This window comes from Sphingomonas phoenicis (assembly GCF_047238005.1).
In the GTDB taxonomy this organism is placed as follows: domain Bacteria; phylum Pseudomonadota; class Alphaproteobacteria; order Sphingomonadales; family Sphingomonadaceae; genus Sphingomonas.
Window position 1 is genome coordinate 2628466 of the sequence record NZ_JBDFMC010000002.1, and the last position, 22798, is coordinate 2651263.

Below are 22798 nucleotides of genomic sequence, written 5' to 3' on the forward strand. Positions count from 1 at the left end.
GTCCGTTGGGCGCTGTCAGCTGTCGATCAGCGCACCGTGTACGGTACCGACATGGTGAAGCTGGAGCCCGCGGCCATGCTGCCCCTCGGTTTGAAGCGGATGGTGGTGACCGCCGCCTGGCTGGCCATATCGCCGGCAACGGGCGCGTAGGTGAAGGTGGCGCCCTGATCCGACGAGAACTCGACATCGTCGCTCGAGGCCGCCGGACCGGCATAGGACAGGAGCAGCCCCGAACTGCCCGTGCTGCTCTGGATCACCTGGCCGTTGGTCCCGTCGCCGTCCAGGGCGATCTGCGTTCTGCTCGCAGTGGGCAGATTCACCACCAGCGTCGCCGCATCCACGGCGACGATGTCGGGATTGTTCAGGGTGATCGTCACCCGTCGCTTGGAGAGCGGCAGCGCCTTGGGGCTGTTCGTGCCGGATACCGGATCCCAGGTGGTCTGCGAGGTGATGATCGCCGTCACCGGTTTGGCGGCCACGGTCAGCGTGAACTTGATGGTCGCGGTGGCGGCACCCTGTTTCAAGACGCCCAGTGTGCATGACGAGCCGACCCAGGTGCCGCTGCAGAACTTCCACACCCAAGCGATCGTGAACGTGCCGGTGTAGCTGCCAGCGGGAGCCGGGTTCGTACTGGACGCCTTGACGTAGACGGGAATGTTGCTGGGGCTGTTGCCGAGCAGGCCGACCAGGTCGATCACCTGCGGGTTGAGGAAATTGGTCGCAGTGGCGGGGCTCATCTGCCGGGTGGCGGCTTGGTCGAGATAGATCTTGAAGGTGACCGGCTCGCCGCCGTTTACCGGCATCATCCGGTAATTGTCGGCACTGCCCAGTGTGCCGGTCAGGGTGTTGCCGCCCAATAGCGAGATCGCGGTGCCCGTGCAGTTGATCCCGCCCGACAGCGTGCCGACCGGCACGGCGTTTCCCTTCACCTCGGCAGGCGAGAAGCTGCCCAGATCGGGATTGGTGGACGGATTGGTAACGGTGCACCCCGCCGCATCCGCGGACCAGAGGGCACCGGCGGCGACCAGCGCCAGTCGGAGAGCAAGGACGCCGCGATGGCATCTGCGGTCCGGGCAAGCTGGAACACGTTCCATGCTCGCGACCGGAATCAAGTGCTCACCCATGCCCGGATGGATGGATAGGACGGGTTGATGATTGGTGAAATCGGGCGATCGACGATCGCCAGTTAGACCAATGGCGTAGGCGGGGGGCGGACGCTGCGCCGGCGCTTCAGGGTGTGCCGGACGCGACAGGCACCGGTGCCGTGGTGCCGCGAAGCTCCAGGCATGCCGGCACGATGACCGGATCGACCGGCGGCGGCTGACCCTGGCGATCGGCGATGATGAGGCGGACGGCGCGGGCGGTCACCTCGGCGACGGGTTGCGATACCGCGGTCAGGGGCGGGTCGGCGAAGCGGACGGCAGGGGTATCGTCGAAACTGATGATCGACAGATCGTGCGGGATGCGGAGCCCACGCTTTCGCGCGGTTTCCAGCGCGCCCAGCGTCATCTGGTCGTTGCTGGCGATGATCGCGGTGGCCGGCTCTGCAAGATCGAGGAGTTGACTGGCGGCGGCCCTGCCGGACGAGCGGCTGAAGTCTCCCGCGATCATCAGGCCCTTCGTGGGGCAGCCCGCTGCCGCCATCGCGGTCCGCCAGCCGTCCACGCGCCAGCCGCTGAGTTCGTAATCTGCCGGGCCGGCGACGAAGCCGATGCGGCGATGGCCGAGTTCCAGCAGATGCTCTGTGGCGACGCGTCCCACCCGCTCGTCGTCCATCACCAGCTTGATGCCGCCGCCCGGCGTCGTCGATCCGATCCGGGCGAAGCTGATGCCATGGGCCTCCAGCAGGTCGATGATGAGGGCGTTGCCCGAGTGGGGCGGGGTGAGGATAATGCCGTCGGGCTGGACCGCCGCGATCGCGCCGAGCAGTTCGCGCTCGATATGGTCGCTATGCGTATCGATCAGCTCGACGATCAGGCGATAGCCATGTTCCGCACAGGTCAGCATACCGCCGAGCAGCATCTGGTCCACCCAGTCCGTTCCCTGGCGCGAGCGCCAGTCGGCGATGGTCCGCTCCCGATCGTTGAGCGCCAGGATCAGGTACGAATGTGCGCCCGCCAGCCGCTGGGCCGCCAGCGAGGGGACATAGCCCAGCCGGTCGATTGACGCCTGGACGCGCTGCACCGTTTCCGACCGGACGCCCACGGCCTTGTTGACGACGCGGCTGACCGTTTGCAGCGACACGCCGGCATCGGCCGCGACGTGCCTGATGGTGACGGTCTGCTTCCGTTTTGCCATCCCGATCGCGATCAGCCGGCCGCGCCCGGTCGCGGGCTGCCGCAGTAGCGGGCGACATAGGCGGCATGGTCCGGCAGGCCGGCGACGGTCCGGCGCATCGTATCGCGTACCGTGGCGAGAAGCTTGTCGAGTTCGTCGTCGCGCAGCTTGCCCGCGATCGGATGCCAGCCGCGAGGCATGATCCCCTGACCCATCATCACCTGCACCCAGCTGTTTTCCGCGAATAGTTCCTCGTTGCGGCGGAAGACGCGGCCGGTCTCGCGGAACAGTTCGATCTTCTGTTCCAGCGTGTCGGGGATCGGCATCGTCCCGCAATAGCGCCAGAAGGCGCTGTCGCGCCGTTCCGTCGCCTTGTAGTGGAGGATCAGGAAGTCACGGATCTGCAGCATGTCGGTGTGCTGCTGGTCGTTGAATTCGGCCACGTCGCGCTCGCTGACGCCGTCCACCGGAAACATCCGGATCAGTCGCAGGATCGCGCGCTGGATCAGGTGGATGCTGGTCGATTCCAGCGGCTCCATGAAACCGCCAGACAACCCGATCGCGATGCAGTTGCGATACCATTGCCGCCGACGCGCGCCGGTGACGAAGCGGATGACATTGGGCTCGGTCAGCGTCCGCCCCTCGACATTGCCGAGCAGCCGGGCGAGCGCCGCCTCGCGATCGAGATAGCGGTTGCAATAGACGATGCCGTTGCCGGTCCGGTGCTGAAGCGGGATCCGCCACTGCCAGCCGGCATCGTGCGCGATCGCGCGGGTATAGGGGAGGGCGGGGCCGATACTTTCCGTCTGCACCGCGATCGCCGAGTCGCAGGGCAGGTAATGGGCCCAGTCGTCGAACCCGGCATGCAGCGCCTGCTCGATCAGGAGCGCACGGAAACCGGTGCAGTCGACGAACAGATCGCCCTCGATCCGCTGCCCCGACTCGAGCACCAGCGCGGCGATGTCGCCGCTATCTCCGTTGAGGTCGACCTGCGCGATCCTGCCCTCGATCCGCTCGGTCCCGTCCGCTTCCGCCATCCGGCGCAGGAAGCGGGCGTAGAGCGTCGAATCCAGCTGATAGGCATAGTTCATCTGGTCGTCGGGCAGGTGCGCGAACTTTCCGTCCATCGCCGCGAGCAGTTCCAGGCAGTAATCGGCATAGGGCTGCTCGTGCCCCTTGTGCCGGCCATAGAGCCAGAAGTGCTGGAAACCGGCCGACCAGTGATCCTTGCCGGTCAGGCCGAAGGAGTGGAAGTACCGGTCGCCGACCGTCTTCCAGTTGTCGAACAGGATGCCCAGCTTGAATGTCGCCTGGGTGGCGCGCATGAAATCGGCCTCGTTGATCCCCAGCAGCCGGTTGTAGGTGACGAGTGGGGGGATGGTCGATTCACCGACCCCAACCGTACCGATCGCGTCGGACTCGACGAGGATCAGCTCGATCGTGCTGCCCATGGTTCGGGCGATCGCGGCCGCGGTCATCCAGCCCGCCGTGCCGCCACCGGCGATGACAACCCGCCGGATGCTCATCGGCCCAGCGCCCGGAGCAGGAACGCCCGCAACCTGCCCGCGCTCTCCGGCACCAGCGGCGCCAGAACGCTGCGTGCGGCGGAGGGGATATGCGCCGTCACCTCCGGATCGTTGTCGAACACGTAGTAATCGAACATGTCGCGCCAATGCTTCTTCTGGTCTGCCGGCAGGTCGCGAACCGACAGGATCGCATGGTTCAGCGCGTCCTGCGGCTGGCCGAGCCAGCGCGGGCTGGTGCGCCACCAATAGTTCACCAGCACGTTGAACGGTGCCAGCCCCTCGACATGATGCCACCACATCGCCGGGATGTAGAGCGCGTCGCCTGCCTCCAGTTCGGCGACCAGTGCGTGATCCAGCGCATCGCGGAAACGCGGATGTGCCGCGAAGTCCGGCGCGTGGAAATCGACCATGCTGACCGCCCGTCCAGCGGGGGTGTTGTCGACCGGGCCCAGGTAGAGGTTGCGGAACTGTTCGCGCGGGAACAGCGTGAACCGCCGCCGCCCAACCGCGACGCAGGCGAGGTTGTCCGGCACGTCGTTGTGCGCGGCTATGCGCGTCCGCGTGCCCATCCAGATGCTGGCGAGCGGCGTCCGGTCGCCGAGGTCGACATGGTTCGCCTCGTGCAGGCCGGTGAAGAACTCCTTCATGTCGATCGAGGCGAGATAGATCGGCCGGGCGTCCGGCGCGGTCTCGTTCGCCTCGATATGGCCGAACACCTCGGCCAGGCTCGACGGGAAGGTGGCGAAGTTCATCCCCATCGCCTCGTCGTAGAACAGGCGCCCGTCGCTGCCGCTTGCGCCCACCGATACGGTGAACGGCACGTCCCGCCGGTGTGCAAGGATATATTCCCGCGCGTCCGCGGCGGATCGGCGGCCGGCGCGGACCAGCGGCCAGTCGTTCACCAGCCCGCGCACGACGAAGGGCTCCGTCGCGGAGCGCAGCACGGCATCGAGCGCGCCCGGCCCGTCGATCGTCGCTTCGTCCACTCGGGGTAGGGCGGCGAAGATGGAGGGTGACGGATCAGCCATGGCGCAGCGTCGCGTTCTTGCGCGCGATCAGCGCCGGCAGGTTGCCCTGCGATGCCAGAGCCATGAAGATCGGCATCAGGTGCCCGTGGCGGTGCAGATCGTCGAGCGTGGCGCCGTCCAGAGCGCGCAGCCGGTCTTCGTCGATTACCTGGAACCCGACCAGCCGGTTGACCGATCCGTCGTCTAAGGTGATCTCCAGCGTCAGCGGCTCCAGGAGATCGTACCGCCGCAGGGCCGCGAAGAACGCGGCGCCGGATCGATACCCGGTATCCAGCGCCCCGAGCTTTTCCACCACGCCCTCCAGAAATGGCGTGGGCTGGCCATCGATGTCGAACAGGCGTGTTCCCTCCGCAGCGTCGACGCGGGGGCTGGCCATGTCGATATGCACCTGTGCGCCGGCCTCGTCGTCGTCCTGCGCGCCGCGCCCGATCAGGAACGGCTGGATGTCCATCGCGAGCGGCAGGTAGCGGGCATCCCAGCCACCAGGTGTCAGGTACAGGTTCTCGCCCGTCTCGAACCCGAACAATGCCACCGCGATCGTCGTATCGTCCTCGATGTTGCGGCGGAACAGGATGAGATATTCCTGCTGTACGCGCCGGAACTCGTCGGGGACGACCAGGCAGCTCATCAGCGCATCGCCCATGTCCACCCCGCGATCGTGACGAACACGCGTCGTCGCATGGGCGGCAGGGGTCAGGACGGCGTGTTCCGGCATGTCAGCGACTTTCCATCATGGCCGCAGCGGCCGGAGCATCCCGGCGCAGCGTATCGAGATAGGCACGATGCGTCGGCAATCCCGCGACGAGCGCGCGTTCCCGCTGGCGCAACTGGGCAAAGGCCGCCGCCATTGCCGGATCGGGCCGGGATGCCGACAGCGGCGCGGGGTAGCCCATGCCGTAGAGCACATACTGATAGCTGGCCGGCGGAAACACCTCGTCCGCATGGGGCAGGTCGTATGCCGACGGCGGCTGATCGCGCCACACCGCCAGCAGCTCCGTCAGCCGGTCGGGCATCGTCGCCGGATCGCGCTGGTCGCGCCAGTACGGTTCCTGCCTCTCGCTGAGTACGTAATGCAGCTTCAGGAACTCGACGATACGATCCCAGCGATAGCGGAACAGCGTGTTGAAGCGCGTGGCCCGAATATCCATCGCGCTGCGCGTTCGCGGAAAGTTGGCGATCAGCGCATCGAGCGACAATTCGATCAGCACGATGGCCGACGCCTCGAGCGGTTCGAGGAACCCGGCGGAAAGGCCGATCGCCAGGCAGTTGCGGATCCAGAACCGGTCGCGATGTCCGGACCGGAACGACAGTCGTCGCGGCGACGATGCCGCCGGATCGACCTGCGGCGCGGTGCGTGCCAGATAATCGCGCAGCGTCGCCGCCGCCGTATCGTCGTCCATGTAGCGCGCGGCATACACACAGCCGACACCGCGTCGCCCCGGCAGGCCGATATCCCAGATCCATCCCGCGGCATGCGCGGTCGCGATCGTCTGCGCAGCGATCGGGCTGTCCGGATCGACCGGAACCTGAACGGCCAGCGCGCGATCGTTGAACAGTTCCGGTGAACGATCGACCAGGTCGGCACCCAGGGTCCGTCCGATCAGCAGCGCCGCCTGACCCGTACAGTCGATGAACAGGTCGCCCGCGATCGTCGCGCCGCTGCGGGTCTGCACTGCCGCGATATCGCCGGCGTCATCGCGCACGATCCTGACGACATGGTCGCGCACCACATCGACGCCCAGACGATCAGTCGCGTGCGCCGCCAGCATCCGGGCGAACTTGCCGGCGTCGAGGTGATAGGCGTAATTCAAGGCGCCGGCATAGGCGGGCATCTGCCGTTGCCGCGGAGCGAGGTCGAGCGCGCAGATCTGCGGCTGGATGCCGACTGCGGCGGCGAAGGCGCTGTCCGGCGCATGGGTCTGCCAGCCGCCGACCACCTCGCGCGGTTCGCCGGCGAGCGGCGGGACGAAGGGGTGGTAATAGCGATCGTCGGATGCGCCGGTGCGCCACCCGTCGAAGCGCGAGCCCTGCTTGAACGCTCCGTCGCAGGCCAGCAGGAACGCGGCCTCGTCCAGTCCGATCCGCTCCAGCGTGCGCCGCATCGTCGGCCACGTTCCCTCGCCCACGCCGATCGTGGGCACGTCGGGCGATTCGACCAGCGTGACCTTGATCGGCCGACCTGCGACGGCACCGGCCTGCGCGGCGATCAGGCAGGCCGACAGCCAGCCGGCCGTGCCGCCGCCGACCACCACGACGCTGTCGATTGTCCGTTCCGCCGCCACGATCCCGCCCTATCCGCTGCGCCGGGTTCGGCAACCCGGAAATGGCGAGCCGATGGCCGGCTGCCGTTTCCGGGTCGCCGGATCGGTCAGAAGCTGAACCGCACGCCGGCCGAGTAGCGCGCGTCCTGCTTCACCACGAAGGTGACGTTCCGATCCGACCGGCGATGCCCGCGGCGGTCGGCACCGGTCAGGTTGATCGCTTCGACGAACGCGGTCAGGCCCGGAATGAACTCGTAGCTGGCGGTCGCATCGACCTGGCCATATCCCTCGACATAGTTGGGATTGATGCCGCCGCTGGCCAGGAACTCGGCCCGCCAGTTGTACGATACGCGCGCCTGCAACCCGTTCTTGTCGTAATAGGCGCTGGCATTGGCGCTGTCGGACAGGCCGTTGACCGCGAACTGCGAGGTGCTGGCGGGCAGCGTGTTGTCGAAATCGCGATTGCCGTCGACCTTGGTGTAGTTCAGCTGGGTACCGAAGCCGGTGTCCCAGAAGCTGTGCTGGATCGCGAATTCGAACCCGTCGATCGTTGCCGTCTCGTCACTGTTGAACGGCGTCGAGATGACGAAGTTGACCGGCGCATCCGCCGCCGTGCCCAGGATTGTGCCGTTGACCACGCTGCCCGGGAAGTTGGCGCCGATATAGTCGCGGATCTGCGCAAAGGTGGCGTTGGCACCCAGTGCCGCCAGCGCCGCCTGATAGCGCGGGCCATTGGCGGGGTTGGTCAGGCCGAAGGCCGGCGTGTTGACCTGGGTCGATCCGATATAGTTCGACACCTTCTTTCGGAAATATCCGACCGACATGTAGCTTTCGGGCGTGTAGTACCATTCGGCCGACAGGTCGATGTTCTTGGACTTGAACGGAACCAAGTTCGGATTGCCCTGCGCACCGGTACCCCCGCCGACGCGGAACAGCTGGTCTACGGTCAACCCGCCCTGCAGCGAGCCGTAATCGGCGCGCGTGATGGTGTGGCTGTACGATGCGCGAAGCTTCACGTTGCGGATCGGCTGCACGTCGAGATCGACCGAGGGCAGCCACTCGTCATACTGGCCCGCGAAGGTCGTGAAGCTGCTCTGTCCCGAGTAGACGACGTTGAACTCGTTCTGCGAATTCTGCCGCGTACCCGACGGGATCGGGACCAGCGCCGACGATTTCACGCTCGTGTGCTCGTACCGGATGCCGGCGATCAGATGTGCCGGATTCTGGAACAGGTCGAACGTGTTGTTGATCTGCAGGTACGGCGCCACCGTCTTCTCGCGAATACGGCGGTCTGTGTTGAACGGGATCAGGCAGTCGCCGTCGCCACCGCAGATGCCGTAGGTCTGGTCCAGCAACGACACGACCCGTTCGAAGTCGTAGCCGTAGAATTGCTGGACGATCGCGGGGTTGCTCGCGCCGCTGACGCCCTCGAACTTGCCCGGCACGCCGATCAGCTTGAAGATGTCATCGGGCAACAGGGCCGCCGCTGCCGCCCGCTGGGCCGCACTGTCGCCCCCCGTTCCACCCCAGGTGTCGTTCTGGAGCACGCTATAGGCCGATCGCACCTTGTTGTCGGTATAGGCGAAGCCCCAGTCGAGCGAATCCAGGAAGCTGCCGTCGTGGTCGTAATGACCCTTCAGCTGCACCTGATTGATCCGGTCGCGGAAATAGGAATTGCGGAAGGCGTTGCCGGTCGGCGTGATCAGCGCGGCGTTAAGCGGATCGATACCGGGCTGCATCGCGAACGAGATGACCGGCAGGTCCTTCTCGAAGTTGATCGTCTGGGTGGCGACGCCGAAGATGGCGGTGCCGAGCGAGTTGCTGTTGCCGTACTTGTTGGTCGGCTTCGACTCCGCGGTCGAATGATGCGCGTCGAGCGCGATCGTGACGCCGCCCGGCGCCTCCCATGTCAGGTTGCCGCCCAGCGACTTGTTCTGGGTGCGGTACGCGGTCAGCGCGCTGGAGTAGGAGAGGTCCTTCGCCTCCGCCGCGGTGAAGCGCTCGGTGTAGAAGTCCGGGCCGGCGACCGGGCCGTCTGTCCAGGCGGACGACGTGTCGTTGTGGTTGAACCAGATGCCGACATTGGCATTGCGCGTCTTCACCTCGTTGCGCGAATAGGTGAAATCGGCCGTCGCGGTCAGGCTGTCGGTGGGACGCGCCTGTAGCACGAGCTGGCCGTTGATACGCTCACGGGTGAAGTCGTTGACGTCGTAGGACGCGTTCTGCGGCACCTCGTACACGTCGGTCGGGCCGGGACGATTGGTGATGTTGGCTGCGCGCGGGGTGCCAGGCTGAGCCAGCGATCCCCAGTTGTTCTCGGAGCCCAGATATCCGTCGCGCCAGCCGACATTGGCCTGGTTCACCGATGCGTGGCGCTTCTGGTAGACGCCGTTTACCAGGATGCCGAAGCGGTCGCCGCCGAACGTGGTCGAGAAGATGCCCGACACCTCTGGCGTGATGTCGTTCTTGCCGTTCTGCGAGGTGTCGATCACGCCGCGCGCCGCGATCGAGCCGCGGGTGCCGATCTTGTCCAGCGGGCGCGGGGTGCGGATGTTGATCGTCGATCCGATGCCACCCGACGGCACGGTCGCGCGGCCGGACTTGTAGACCTCCAGCGCGGCGATGCCTTCCGATGCCAGATTGGCGAAATCGAACGCGCGCGACGTCGGCGCACTGTTGCCATCGCCGATGACCGAGGTCGGCAGCTGACGACCGTTCAGCACGACCAGGTTGTATTCCGGGCCGAGGCCGCGGACCGTGACGAACGATCCTTCGCCGTTCGACCGGTCGATCGACACGCCGGTGATGCGCTGGAGGGATTCGGCGAGGTTGGTGTCGGGGAATTTGCCGATGTCCTCCGCCGAGATCGCGTCGACGATGCCCTGCGCGTCGCGCTTGATGTCCGCCGATGCGCGCAACGATGCGCGGATGCCGGTGACGACGATATCCTCGCTGGGCTCCGTCGGATTGGCCTGGGTTGTGGTCGGGGGCGCTGCCTCGGGCGCGATCTCGGAGGAGCCGGTGTTGCCGACCGTCGCGGCCGCATCCTGCGCCATCGCCAGCCCGGGTGCGCCGAGCAGCGCGATCGCCGACGTGCCGATCACCCATCGCGACAACGATCGATTCGTGAGCCCACGCATCCTGTATCCCCTCCTGTTTACCGGACGCATATGCTTCGCGTCCTTGGTCTGTGAACGTTCACTTCCGGGTAAAGTGCTAAATTGTCAAGACCGACCGTCGTTATTGTGAACGTTCACGAACTCGGCCGCTCACCGGTTTGTCCGGTAGTCGTGGTTGCCGCCTTGTGGTGAACCGGGCAGGGCGGACGGGATGTCGCGTGCCGTCCACCTCGATCATCGGCCGGGCGGCTTCCTGGCCGCGCTGGCACTCGCGCACATCGGCGGCGTGATCGGCTATCTCCCGCTCCTGACGCTGCTGTTGCCGATGCGCGTCGCGGCGCTTGCCGGGGAGGCGCGACTGGGCGTGTTCACCGCAACCGTCATCGTCGGCGCGCTTGCCGCCAGCGGCGCCAACATCCTGTTCGGGTGGCTCAGCGATCGGTCGGTGGCCGGTGGTGGCGGCCGGCGAATATGGCTGGCCGGCGGCGTCGCTGCGACCGCGCTGGGTCACGCCGTGGTAGCCGCCGCCGCGTCGCCCGCGATGCTGGTGGTGGCGATCGCGCTGTTCCAGGCGGGCGTGAACGCACTGCTTGCGCCGCTGTTCGCGATCATGGCGGACGAAACGGCCGATCGCCAGAAGGGGGTCATGGGCGCCCTGCTGGCCTTGGGACATCCGGCGGCGGCGGGGATGGTGGCAGTCGTCGCGTCGCTCGGCACGCTGGCATCGTACGCGGTGCTGCCGGCGGTCGTCGCCGGCTGCGCGCTGCCGCTTCTCCTGACCCGTGCGCGCATGGCGGATCCGGGCGTTTCCTCGCCGGAGCGCATCCCGACCGGACGGCGCGACCTGTGGGCGGCATGGTTCGCCAGACTGCTGGTACAGATCGCCGCGAACGTCCTGTTCTTCTACCTGTTCTACTACCTGGGCAGCAAAGCGCCGGACTTGCCGGCGGAGACGATCGCGGTCCGGATGGGATCGGTGATGGTCGTCGCGTATCTGGCGCCCCTGCCTATCGCGCTGGCGCTGGGCCAGCTGGCCGGACGGACCGGCCGGACGCGGTCGTTGCTGCTCTGCGCGGCGGTGCTGTCTGCGGCGGGACTGGTCGGCATGGCCTTTGCCCGCGATTTCGTGGAAGCGGCGGCGGCGTTCTGCGTTTGCGCGACCGGATCGTCCGTGTTCCAGTCGCTACAGACCGCGTTTGCGATGCGGCTGCTGCCCAGCCCGCATCACCGGGGGCGCGATCTGGGATTGTTCAACCTGGCCAACACGCTGCCCGCGCTGATCGGCCCGCTGCTGACCTGGACGCTGGCGACGCCGCACGATTTTCGGGTGCTGCTGCTGGTGCTGGCGGCACTGACGCTCGCGGGCGGGATCGTGATGCCCCGCGCGCCTCAGCGAGCGGGTGCCGCCCAGTAGCGGACGTAGTCCACTGCCATCCGCTGCGGGAATGCGGCGTCGTCGATGCCCTTCTTCCCACCCCAGTCGCCGCCCACGGCCAGGTTCAGTATCAGGTGATAGGGGCGGGTGAATGGCCACGCCGCCTTGCCGCCGGGCTGGTCGTTCAGGACGCGCATCATCGCCCGCCCGTCGATGCCGATCGTGATCGCGTCCGCCTGCCAGTCGAGCTGGTACCGATGAAAGGCGGTACAGCTGGTCGCGACTTGCCGCTGCGCCCCTCGTTGCGTGCCCTTGGTATGATTGAACGCACCGGAGTGGACGGTGGCGTGGATCACGGTCGGGTCCCAGCCAACCATCTCCATGATGTCGATCTCGCCCTCGTCCGGCCAGTTGCCGCCGGACGGCAGCAACCAGATCGCCGGCCAGCTGCCGCGTCCGCACGGCAGCTTCGCGCGCACCTCGTAGAAGCCGTAACCCAGCGGCGAACGCGTCACCAGCTTCGTTGACGTGTAGGCCTGACCGCCCCAGTCGGGAAACTGCGCCTTGGTCAGCGTTTCCCGACGCGCTTCGATGACCAGCGCGCCCTGCTCGACCCGGGCATTCTGACGGCGATCGTTCGCATAATATTGGCGTTCGTTGTTGGGCCAGCCGACCGGGTTGCGATCGATGTCGAAGCGCCAGACCGATCGATTCACCGCGCCCTTCTCGAACTCGTCGGTGAAGCTCGGCCGTGTGGCAGGCGGCGCCATCGGGCCATCCGCGGCATGGCCGGAGGCGCCCAGCGTCGCGGTCTGCGCGATCAGCAGCAGCGCGATCATCGCTGACGATCCATCATGCCTGCAACCTCTCCGACCGATCGTCCCACCGGGATCGTCGCCCCGTCGACACCGGCGTAGACCGGATCAATCGGCAGGTACAGTATCACTCATCAGCGGCTCCATCGCCAGCCCGCGGCCGTCGGGCGACAGCCGCCGCCGGGCAGGGCGGCCCGACCCTTGACGATCCGGCCGGTGGCGGCGCCGGTCGCCTTGCCGTCGCGCAGCGCCCAGCCGCCGTTGACGAACACCTGCTCGACGCCGGTCGCGAGCTGGGCGGGCTTCTCGAAGGTCGCATGGTCGCTGATCTTTGCCGGATCGAAGACCACCAAGTCGGCGAAATTGCCCTGCCGCAGGCGGCCGCGATCGGCCAGCGACAGGTTGTCCGCCGGCAGGCTGGTCAGGCGGCGGACCGCATCTGCAAGCGTTATGTCCTGGGTGTCGCGGACGTAGTGGCCCAGCAACCGCGCGAAATTGCCGTAGGCGCGGGGGTGGTTCTTGGCCAGCAGGAAGGCACCCTCCGGCGCCGGCGCCGCCTCGTCGGAGCCGAAGCTCATCCAGGGCAGCCGGATGGAGCGGCGGACATTCTCCTCGCTCATCAGGAAGTAGGCGACGCCGACGCGGGTGCCGTCCTCCACCACCAGGTCCATCGCCGTCTCTTCCGGGCTCTTGCCGCGCATCCGTGCCACTTCGGCCAGGGTCTTGCCGGTCAGCGGTTTCAGCGACGGGTTCTTGAAGGCCAGCAGCAGCATGCCTTCCGGCCCGGCACCGGCGAAGAAGTTCTCCCAGCTGTCCGGATGGGCCTCTCGCATCGCCGCGGCGACCTTTGCACGGGTGGCCGGATCCTTCAGCCGCGCGATCCACGCCTGGGTGCCGCCCGCCTGAACCCAGGACGGCATCGCCGCGTCCAGCCCGGTGGCTCCCGCGGTGTAGGTGTACATGTCGGCGGTGATCCGCGTGCCGCGCGCCCGCGCCGCCTCGATCATCGCCACTACCCGGTCGAACTTGCCCCAGTTCGCCTTGCCCGCCTGTTTGAAGTGGTAGATCTCGGCCGGCGCTCCGGACGCCTCGGCGATGTCGATCGTCTCCTGTACGGCCTGCTCGATGCGATCGCCTTCGCTGCGCATATGCACGGTATAGATGCCGCCGCACTGCGCCGACACCTTGGCCAGCGCGATCAGCTCCGGCGTTCTGGCGAAGGTGGCAGGCGTGTAGATCAGCGCATCGGTGAGGCCCAGCGCGCCCTCCTCCATCGCCTGCCGGACCAGCGCCTGCATGCGGGCGAGCTGCGCGGGCGTCGGCTGGACATCGTCCGATCCGATCACTGCTTGGCGCACGGTGCCGGCGCCGACGAACGAGGCGACGTTCGGCGCGATCGCACGCCGCCCCAGCCGGTCGAGATACTGGCCCAGCGTCGTCCAGTCGACCGGGTAGCGCACGTCGCCCTGCTGCTCGGTCATCTCACGCTTCATCGCCGGGCTGAGCGGCCCCATCGAGATCTCGCCCATCACCTCCAGCGTGACGCCCTGCGCCAGGTCCGACAGCGCGCGGCCATCCACCAGCAGGCTTTCCTCGGGATGGGCCAGCATGTTGACGAAGCCCGGCGCCACCGCCTTGCCGGCAGCATCGACTTCCGTGGTGCCGCGCGCGTCGATCCGGGGCGCGATCGCAACGATGCGGTCGCCCTTGATCGCTACGTCGCCGGTGAACGGCTTGCCGCCCGATCCGTCGTAGATCGTCCCGCCGCGGATCACGACATCGTAGCGGGCCGGGTTCGCCGCGCCCACCGTGGCGAGGGCGATCGCCGGCAGCGCGGCCAGCGCCAACCGCCGCCTCACTTCGGCTGCTCCGGCGTGAAGAGCAGGTCCTGATAATCGAAGCTGAAGTCGGCGATCGGCGACACCGGCCGTGCGGTGATCCGCGCGACCTTGCCCTCCGCATCGAGCGAGAAGGTCAGGTACGCCGGCTCGATCGAGGGATCGCTGAACCGCGCGACGAAGGTATCGTACTGGTAGTGGGTCAGGCGCGCCTTCATGTTCGGCGTCGTAGTGAAATCCGCGGTCAGGGCGCCGCCATCCGAACCCACCACCAGCGTGCCGTACCAGGGGTCGGCGAAGCGGCCGGTGTAGCGATCGAGCGTCAGGGACGGACCGACCTTCGCCGGTGCCGCCGCCTTCTGGCGAACCGCCGCCTCAGCACCGGCGATGCGGGCGCGGCGATAGGTGGCGAAGCGGGTTGGCCAGTCCTGCGGCGGCCGGCCCAGATAATGGTCGATCAGTTCGTACATCAGGCCGAAGCGCGGCTGCACCTCCTCGCTGTTCAGGGCGATGGCGAAGCCGACCTTCTTCTCGGGGATCATCACCACCACGGTGGTGAAGCCGAAGAGTCCGCCGGCATGCCAGACGATCTTCGCACCGTGATAGTCGCGTACGTCCCAGCCCAGCGCATAGGCCTGGAAGGCGGGGGTGGTGCCTTCCACGGGGGCAGGGGCCGGGGTGATCGGCATCGGCGTCACCGGTGCCCACATCTCGCGCGCGGCGGCCGGGCTGAACAGCCGGCCCTTGCCGCCGGGCAGCGAACCTTCGGCGAGCTGGATCTGGAGCCAGCGGGCCAGATCGTTGGCGCTCGCCGCGATCAGGCCGGCGGGCGCGCCGGCCTGGCCCAGCCGGTCCCGCTCATCGAGCAGGGTCTGCGGACCCGTGCCGCGCACCGGGCCGCCGACCCGTCCGTGCGGGTGGGCGCGATCGGGCGTGCTCAACTGGTGCGCCATGTCGGCCGTGGCATCGGGCAGTCCGGCGGGACGGAAGACATGATCGCGCATGTAATCCTCCCAGCTCTGGCCACTGACCGCCTCGATCACGGCACCTGCCACGATGTAGAGAATGTTGTCATAGGCGTACGCGCTGCGAAAGCTGGTCGCCGGCTTGATGTAGCGCAGCCGCCGGACGATCTCGGCGCGCGACAGCTTGCCCCGCGGTACCATCAGCAGATCGCCCGCGCCCAGGCCCAGGCCGCTGCGGTGGACCAGGAGGTCGCGTATCGTCATCTCGCGCGTGACCCACGCGTCGTACATCTGGAAACCGGGCAGATGGTCGATCACCTTGTCGTCCCACCCGATCCTGCCGGCATCGACCAGGGTGGCGAGTGCCGCGGCGGTGAAGGCCTTGCCCGTCGATCCGATCATGAACAACGTGTCGGCATCGACCTTGCCCGGTGCGCCCAGCTTGCGGATGCCGTATCCCTTGGCCAGGACGATCCGGCCGTCCTCCACGATCGCGACGGCCAGGCCCGGCGTCTCCGATGTCGTCCGGATCGCCTCGATCCGGGCATCCAGCCCGGCGGGTGGCGCGGCATGGCCGGGCGTTGCCATCAGGAGCAGCGGCAGGCTGGCAATCGCGACGATCGTCTTCATGATATCTCCATTCCGGCAGGGGCGGGCAGATCGGGTGGCGGCCTGGCGGCCGGAGTGGACGCTAGAAGTCGACGCCCAGCGTCGCCCCGATCGTCCGCGGCTGGATCGGCGTGACCTCGATCCCGCCGCCCGGACGGGTACCGAACGTTCCCGCCGAGACGAGCCCGCGCGAATTGGCCAGATTGCGGGCATAGACGGACAGGTTGAACCGGCCGAAATCGGCGCCGGCGCGCAGATGGACGGTGCTGTAACCGTCCAGCGTCAGCCGGCGGCCAAACGTGGTCCGGTACGCATCGTCGAAATTGCCCGGTCGATCGCTGACCATCGACAGGTCGGCGCCGACATAGGGGCGGACCCCGCCCGGCATCGACCAGCTGTAGTCGGCCGACAGATTGGCGTTCCAGCGCGGCGCGAAGGGCAGCTGGTCGCCGTCGAGCCCACCGTTGCCGGTGTCGCCGCGCAGCGTGGCGTGGTTGTACGCCACGGTCGCCACGACGCTCAAGCCACGGATCGGGCGAACGGTGCCCGTCGCCTCGAAACCGTAGCTCTTGGCGCCCTCGCCATTGGCGTCGGCGGTGATCGGTCCGGCCGCCGACTGGAACGTCGCGATGATCAGGGTCTTGTCCCAGTCCAGGTAATAGCCCGACAGATCGAACGCGAAGGTACGATCCGCCGTCTCCGCGCGAACGCCCGCCTCGTAGCTCATCAGCGTGTCGGCGTCGGTCTGCAGCGGATAGTTCTCGGGCGCGCCGGGCGGGATGACGTTGGGACCGCCGGGGCGATACCCCTTGGCGACCCGCGCATACAGCTCGCTGCGGGGCGCGAACTCGAACCGGGGAGCGACCGACCAGGTGAACACGCCTTCCGACGATCGGGCCGTCTCCTCGGTGCGGCCCCCGAACAGGGCACCGTCCAGAATCTGGATCGTACGCTGCTTGTTGTGGCTGTACCTGCCACCCGCGCTGATATCGAAGCGCTCGCCCAGGTGCAGCGTGGCACTGCCGAAGCCCGCATATTCGCGGTAGCGCGACTTCAATTGCGCCAGGACCAGCTCCGAGAAGCCGGGGATCGCCGGCGGCGGAAGGATCGGTTGCCCGGTCGCGATGTCGTACGGGAAGTAGCGCTGGAACAGTGCGCCGGGCTCTCGCGTGTAATAGCCGCCGACCAGCCACTCGAACGTCGCGGAGTCCGGCGACGCCAGCCGAACCTCCTGCGTAAACTTCTTCTGGGTGACCTGATTGGGATAGTAGACGCCGTAGTCGGTCGTCGGCAGTCCATAGATCAGCTGCGACGCCGCATCCGCGAGGGTGAAGCCGCCGCCCAGATCGTTGAACGACACGTCGCTGCGATCCTCGGTCCGCAACCGGCTATAGCTGGTGACAGACGTCAGCGTGGCGAAATCCAGGTCGTAATCGATCGTGCCGGTGTACAGCCGATAATTGGCGCGGTTGCGATCGGGGAACAGCTGGTAGCGGTTCTCGCCCTCGATCGCCGCACCGGTGAACGGATCCGCGTCGATCGGATCCAGCGAGCCGGGATCGGCGTCGAACGCCGTCCGCGCCCGGACCCGGATGTTCTGTGCCACCGCCGACAGCCGGACCGAGAAGCGGTCGCTGGGCTTGAACAGCAGCGATGCACGGCCACCATAGCTGCGCGATCCGTTGACGTCGTCGTCGGGAATGCCGATCGCGTCGATGAAGCCGGCGCTGCGTCGATAGAAGCCGCTGGCGCGCAGGGCCAGGACGTCGCCGATCGGTATGTTGATGACCGCGTTGCCGAAATAGCCGGTGCCGCCGTCTTTGGTGGTTTCCGCCCCGCCTTGCGCGCGGGCCTCCCACTGCGACAGTCGCGGGGCGACGGTGACGTATTTGACGACGCCACCCAGGGAGTTGGCGCCGTACAGCGTGCCTTGCGGCCCGCGCAGCACCTCCAGCCGCTCGATGTCGAACGTGTCGAAGTCGCCGGCCAGGATCGCCCCGTTGGTCTGGCCGGTGCTCGATCCGAACGGCGTGTCGTCGACATAGACCGCGACCGTGGCACTGGCACCGCCGGCGTTGATGCCGCGCAGGACGATGCGGGTCTGGCCGGGATTGCCCTGCTCGAACGACAAGCCGGGTACCAGGGCGGCATAATCGGCGATCGTGCGGGCCTGCCGCTGCTCCAGTGCCTCTCCCTGCAGGACCGAGATCGACTGCGGGACCTGATGCAGCGCCTCGGTGCGCTTCTGTGCAGTGACGATGATGTCGCCCGATTGCGGGTCGGTTGCCGCTTCCGCCTGGATCGGCGCCTCCTGAGCCTGCGCCATGGCGGCGCCAGCCGTGACGAGGGCGGCAAGGCCGGTGGTGAACGACAACGCCCGTCTGGCCATGCACATCGCGCAGTCCCCTGTTACTGGCACAGCCTGTGACCTGCGCCGAAATCTCATAATGGAAACTATTGTCCTAAACGAAAATTAGTCAACCCATTCCGGTCCGTTGGCCATCGACCTTGCGCTCGAGCGGATCGATCAGGAACAGCAGCAGCGCCGCGGTCAGCCCGATCGCGACGAGCAGCAGGAAGTAGGCGGTGTGGCCCATCCGGCTCCACAGCGTGCCGACCAGCCCGGCGGAAAAGCTGCCGGCGAAGATCGACAGATACCAGGCCGCCACCGTCGTCGCGCCGAAGCCGGCGGGGGCGAGGCGGGCGAACAGGCCCAGACCGGTCGGCAGGATGTACAATTCGCCCAGCGTGAAGATCGCGAAGAACAACGCGAGCCACAGCCAGTGCACCGCGCCACCCGCGGCCGACACGACCGCCAGCAGAAGATAGGCGAGGGCGACGATCGCCGCACCCGCGGCCATCTTGCGCGCCGGGCGGGAGATCAGGCCGGCTTCCGCCCGCCGCCGCCACCAGTTGAGCAATAACGGGGTCATCAACATGACGAGCAGCGGGTTGAGCGACTGGAACCAGGTCATCGGGATGATGGTGCCCGCCAGCCGCCGGTCGACGCCCGTGTCGGCCCACAGCGCCACGGTGTTGCCGACCTGCTCGTACGCGCCGCGGAACACGGTGACCGCGAGCGCGATCGCCAGCAGGAGCAGGGCGGTCCGGCGGGGGAAGGGCGCGCGTGGTGCCCGCTGCCGCTCGACAGCGGGGTGGCGGACCTGCGCGGGCAGATAGCGCTGTCCCCACAAATAGATGGCCAGTCCCAGCACCATGCCGATGCCGGCGACCCCGAACCCCCAGTGCCAGCCGTACAGTTCGCCCAGCGTCCCGCACAGCAGCGGCGCGAGGAACCCGCCGATGTTCACCCCGACATAATAGACGTTGTATGCCCAGCCGACACGAGGATCGCCGGGTTCGTACAGGTCGTCGATCTGGCTGGGTAAACTGGGCAGAAACAAACCGTTACCAAGCGCGATGGTGCCCAAGGCGACGTAGAACAACGGCTCGAACGTCATCATGAAATGCCCGGCGGCCATGATCGACCCGCCGATGACGATCGCGCGGCGCTTGCCGAGCAGGCGGTCGGCGATGACGCCGCCGACGATCGGGGTGAGGTAGGCGCAGGCGGTGTAGGCGCCGTAGACGAGCGAGGCGTGGCCCTGGGTGAACAGCAGCTGCTTGGTCATGTAGTAGACCAGCAGCGCGCGCATGCCGTAGTAGGAGAACTGCTCCCACATATTCGTGAGAAACAGGATCGTCAGTCCGCGCGGCTGGCCGAACCATGTCACCTCGGCCCGGGGGTTCATGCGCGGGGCGACGTCCCGGAACCCCAGACTTCCGGCCCGGCGAAGAGCGTCCCGTCGGCGTAGACGACGCTGGGCGTGCGATCCCGCGCCAGGAAAGTCGGTCCGTCAAGATCAACGAAATCAGCCACTTGCCCCAGGACAAAACCGGGAGCGGTGGCGAGGCTGGTGCCGACCATGGTGCCGACCATGACGCCCAGGCCGAGGCGGCGGGCCTCCGCGGCCATCAGCAGCCCCTCGGTCAGGCCGCCGCACTTGTCGAGCTTGATGTTGACCACATCGAAGCGGCCGACCGCGCCGGCGACGTCGCCAAGCGACAACAGGCTCTCATCCCCCGCGATCGGGATGGGAGAGCCAAGCCCCTGCAACTCATCCTCTTTTCCGCGCGGCAGCGGTTGTTCGAGCAGCGCCACGCCATGCGCGACCAGCCCCTCGATCAACGCGTCCAGATCGCCGCGGGCGAAGCCCTGGTTGCCGTCGACCCCCAGCCACACGTCGGGACAGGCTGCGCGAATGGCCGCGACACGCTCCAGATCGAGCGCCAGTTCGCCCGTCAACTTTACCTTGACGGACAAGGTTCGTTGATAGCTGCGCGCCTTCGCCGCCATCGCCGCCGGGGTATCGGCCGGAACGGTCAGCGTGGTGCGCAGCGCGCGCGGCGCGTCGAGCCCCGCCAATGCCCAGACCGGCCGGCCGGCGCGGCTCGCCTCCCGTTCCCAGAGCGCCGCGTCGACCGCGTTGCGGGCGCCGCCGGGGGGGAGGATGGTGCGCAGTTCCTCGCGCGTCGGCCCCGCCTCGATCGCGGCGCGCGCGCCCTCGATCTGGGCGCGCATATGGGCGAGGTCGTCGCCCATGTAATAGACCCCGGCGGCCTCGCCGCGGCCACGGTGCGTACCGTCGTCGAGGGTCGCGACGAGGACGTCGGCGGTGTCGAAGACGTAACCGGCGATGCGGAACGGCTCGGCGAGCCGCAGCGTGTCGGTCTCGATCGTCAGCTGCAGCATCAGTAGTTCACCGTCATCGCCATCAGGCCGAAGGCCGCGGCGAAATAGAGGATGACGAGCGTCGCGAGCAGCACCAGCACCGCCCACGCCCGGCGTGCCAGGCCGCGCCCGTCGCGCCACGTCAGCCACAGGTTCCAGCCGGCGATGCCGACCGCGCCGACGGTGATGATGGCGGTGGCGATCTGGATGAACCAGACGAGCCCGTCCGACTTGCTGCTGAGCATGTCGAGATTGCCGAACGCGGCGGTGACGAACCACATCCAGCCGCCGAGCAGCGCGAGATCGAGCAGCGCCATCACCCGGGTCGCGCGATAGGCGCGCAGCGAGCGGCCGGTGGCGACCGGCGTGCCGGCGTAGCGGCGGCGCGCCGCCCAGGCGAGCGGCCAGAACAGGACGGTCACCGCCAGGATCGCCATCGACGCGTAGATGGCGGGCAGCAGCCACGCCGACGAGCGCGACGCGGGCACCGGATCGAAGACCATGAAGGGCGAGAAGCCGTCATAGCTCCAGCGGACGACCTTGCCGTCGATCACCTTCGCGGCCAGCCGGTCGTGGCCATAACGGTCGCGCCAGACGAAGGGGGCGATCTCGTCCCACACCTGCGCGCCGCCGCCGGGGCCCTTCAGCGCGGGGACGACCAGCGCACCCTTGTCGTCGACCGCGATCTTCGACTGGCCGAACAGGTTCAGGACATCGACGAAGCTGGATTCGGAATGCCGGCTGTTCTGCCACAGGCCGGTCATCATCCGCGCATGTTCCGCCGCGGTCTTCGCATCGACGCGGCCGTCACGGACGGTGTCGGGGAAATAGCGGTCGGCGAAATCCTGGAACAGCTGGCCGCGCACGGTGTGCGCCGCGCCTTCCTTGCCGGCGCTGTTGAACGAGACGTAGAGGCCGACGCCCTCGTTCATGAACAGGTGGAGCGAGGTGTGGAAATTCTCGGTATCGCCCAGATGCGCGATCACCTCGCGACCGTTGATGTTGGTTTCGAAGAAGCCGAGTTCCATCCGGTTGAGCGGCGGGATCAGCGACATCGGGTTGACCCGGTCGAGCGGGCTGTCGTGCATCGTCGCCGCGGTGGCGGGTTGCAGGATGCCGCGGCCGTTCTGCAGGTGCGCGATCATGAACTTCGCCATGTCGAGCCCGGAGGCGGACAGCGAGCCGGCGGGCGCGGGCACCACCATCTCGAACGGCCTGGCAGGTTCCGACGCGCGCGGATAGCCGGTCGCCATCAGCGGGCGCAATGCGCGGGGCAGCGGCTGGCGGAACGACGCGGTGCGCATGTCGAGCGGGGCGAACACGCGCTGTTCGACATAGGTGTCGAACGGCATGCCCGACACGCGCTGGACGACATAGCCGGCCAGCGTGGTCGCCCAGTTGGAATAGGCGGGCGTGGTGCCGGCATCGAAGATCCGCCGCGGCACCCACCGCTTCAGATAGGCGTCGATCGGCATCGCCGATTTGGGATCGTAGGAGATCAGGTCCTTCACCGCCTCCTCGAAGCCGGCGGTATGCGTCATCACCTGGCGCATCGTCACCGGCTTGCCGCCGCGCGGCGGGATGCGGAAATCGAGATAGGCGTTGATGTCGCCGTCTAGGTCGATCTTCCCGGCCTCGACCTGCTGCATCACCGCGGTCCAGGTAACCAGTTTCGACACCGATCCGGGGCGGAACAGTGTGCGCGCCGGATCGACCGGGCGGCGGCTGGCGATGTCGGCATAGCCGTAGCCGCGCGCGGCGATCACCTGGCCATCCTTCACCACCGTCACCACCGCGCCGGCGATGTCGCCGTTATGCAGGGCGTAGGGCATGTAGCCGTCGAGCCACGCATCGAGATCGGTCGCGTCCAGCGCGCGCGCGCCGCCGGGGACGGGCGGCGTCGGCGTGCCGGCCGCCACCGTCGCGGGCGCGGTGGGGGAAGGGGACAGCGCCGGCCCCTGTGCCACCGCGATGCCGCCGATCACCGTCGCGATCAGCCCCAGCGCCCAATTCCTGATCCGCATCGTGCCTCCATCCCCGTCTGCTGTCCGATCCGCCGGATCAGCGTTCTGAATGAGACATAGTGATCCTGATTGGAAAAGGCGTCAATGGGACCATGCGGAGTTTTCGGACGGGGTCGGGCTTTGATGCGCGGCGCGCTGGCGGGACGTGGCCGTGGCGGTGATCGGAGAGATACCGGATGCCGGGAAAGCGGATGCCCGGACATCCGTCAGCCCGATCCGCGGGCTGGCT

The 22798-nt window shown here is 67.6% G+C and carries 15 protein-coding genes; 1 reads left to right on the forward strand and 14 read right to left on the reverse strand.

Annotated elements, in window-relative coordinates:
* Positions 1 to 26: 26 nt before the first annotated feature.
* From ABC319_RS13660 to ABC319_RS13690, 7 genes are all read right to left on the reverse strand, one after another.
* On the reverse strand, positions 27 to 1094 hold the full coding sequence (locus ABC319_RS13660; RefSeq protein ID WP_413070754.1) for a spore coat protein U domain-containing protein: 1068 nt from the start codon (positions 1092 to 1094) through the stop codon (positions 27 to 29).
* Between the two features lie 136 nt (positions 1095 to 1230).
* Positions 1231 to 2298 carry a LacI family DNA-binding transcriptional regulator gene (locus ABC319_RS13665; RefSeq protein ID WP_413070755.1) on the reverse strand — a complete coding sequence of 356 codons (1068 nt, stop codon included), beginning with the start codon at positions 2296 to 2298 and terminating at the stop codon, positions 1231 to 1233.
* Between the two features lie 11 nt (positions 2299 to 2309).
* Positions 2310 to 3803, reverse strand: a complete 1494-nt coding sequence (locus tag ABC319_RS13670) for a tryptophan halogenase family protein (protein WP_413070756.1) — start codon at positions 3801 to 3803, stop codon at positions 2310 to 2312.
* Entirely contained in the window at positions 3800 to 4831 is a 1032-nt protein-coding gene (locus ABC319_RS13675; RefSeq protein WP_413070757.1) for a cupin-like domain-containing protein, read from the reverse strand. The genes ABC319_RS13670 and ABC319_RS13675 overlap by 4 nt, the downstream gene beginning before the upstream one ends.
* Positions 4824 to 5546: a SapC family protein gene (locus ABC319_RS13680; protein WP_413070758.1), complete on the reverse strand. Its 723-nt coding sequence runs from the start codon at positions 5544 to 5546 to the stop codon at positions 4824 to 4826. The genes ABC319_RS13675 and ABC319_RS13680 overlap by 8 nt, the downstream gene beginning before the upstream one ends.
* A 1-nt stretch (position 5547) precedes the next feature.
* Positions 5548 to 7113, reverse strand: coding sequence for a tryptophan halogenase family protein (locus ABC319_RS13685; protein ID WP_413070759.1), 1566 nt, complete (start codon positions 7111 to 7113; stop codon positions 5548 to 5550).
* Positions 7114 to 7199: 86 nt separating this feature from the next.
* Positions 7200 to 10232 carry a TonB-dependent receptor gene (locus ABC319_RS13690; protein ID WP_413070760.1) on the reverse strand — a complete coding sequence of 1011 codons (3033 nt, stop codon included), beginning with the start codon at positions 10230 to 10232 and terminating at the stop codon, positions 7200 to 7202.
* Between the two features lie 190 nt (positions 10233 to 10422).
* Between ABC319_RS13690 and ABC319_RS13695 the strand changes: the two genes are divergently transcribed.
* On the forward strand, positions 10423 to 11625 hold the full coding sequence (locus ABC319_RS13695) for an MFS transporter (protein ID WP_413070761.1): 1203 nt from the start codon (positions 10423 to 10425) through the stop codon (positions 11623 to 11625).
* Here the strand turns inward: ABC319_RS13695 and ABC319_RS13700 are convergent.
* From ABC319_RS13700 to ABC319_RS13730, 7 genes are all read right to left on the reverse strand, one after another.
* Complete coding sequence (locus tag ABC319_RS13700; RefSeq protein WP_413070762.1) at positions 11601 to 12425, reverse strand: glycoside hydrolase family 16 protein; 825 nt, start codon at positions 12423 to 12425, stop codon at positions 11601 to 11603. The two genes, ABC319_RS13695 and ABC319_RS13700, sit on opposite strands and share 25 nt — an antisense overlap.
* Positions 12426 to 12535: 110 nt before the next feature.
* A complete protein-coding gene (locus tag ABC319_RS13705) occupies positions 12536 to 14260 on the reverse strand; it encodes an N-acyl-D-amino-acid deacylase family protein (RefSeq protein ID WP_413070763.1) in 1725 nt (574 codons plus the stop codon).
* Positions 14257 to 15834 (reverse strand): serine hydrolase, encoded by a 1578-nt coding sequence (locus tag ABC319_RS13710; protein WP_413070764.1) that lies wholly within the window; start codon positions 15832 to 15834, stop codon positions 14257 to 14259. Before ABC319_RS13710 ends, ABC319_RS13705 begins: the two co-directional genes overlap by 4 nt.
* A 61-nt stretch (positions 15835 to 15895) precedes the next feature.
* Complete coding sequence (locus ABC319_RS13715; RefSeq protein ID WP_413070765.1) at positions 15896 to 18202, reverse strand: TonB-dependent receptor; 2307 nt, start codon at positions 18200 to 18202, stop codon at positions 15896 to 15898.
* Between the two features lie 88 nt (positions 18203 to 18290).
* Positions 18291 to 19565, reverse strand: a complete 1275-nt coding sequence (locus tag ABC319_RS13720) for a peptide MFS transporter (RefSeq protein ID WP_413070766.1) — start codon at positions 19563 to 19565, stop codon at positions 18291 to 18293.
* Positions 19562 to 20566, reverse strand: a complete 1005-nt coding sequence (locus tag ABC319_RS13725; RefSeq protein ID WP_413070767.1) for a dipeptide epimerase — start codon at positions 20564 to 20566, stop codon at positions 19562 to 19564. Before ABC319_RS13725 ends, ABC319_RS13720 begins: the two co-directional genes overlap by 4 nt.
* The gene (locus tag ABC319_RS13730; protein ID WP_413070768.1) at positions 20566 to 22569 is read right to left on the reverse strand and encodes a serine hydrolase domain-containing protein; all 2004 of its coding nucleotides are present in this window, start codon (positions 22567 to 22569) and stop codon (positions 20566 to 20568) included. Before ABC319_RS13730 ends, ABC319_RS13725 begins: the two co-directional genes overlap by 1 nt.
* Positions 22570 to 22798: the final 229 nt, after the last annotated feature.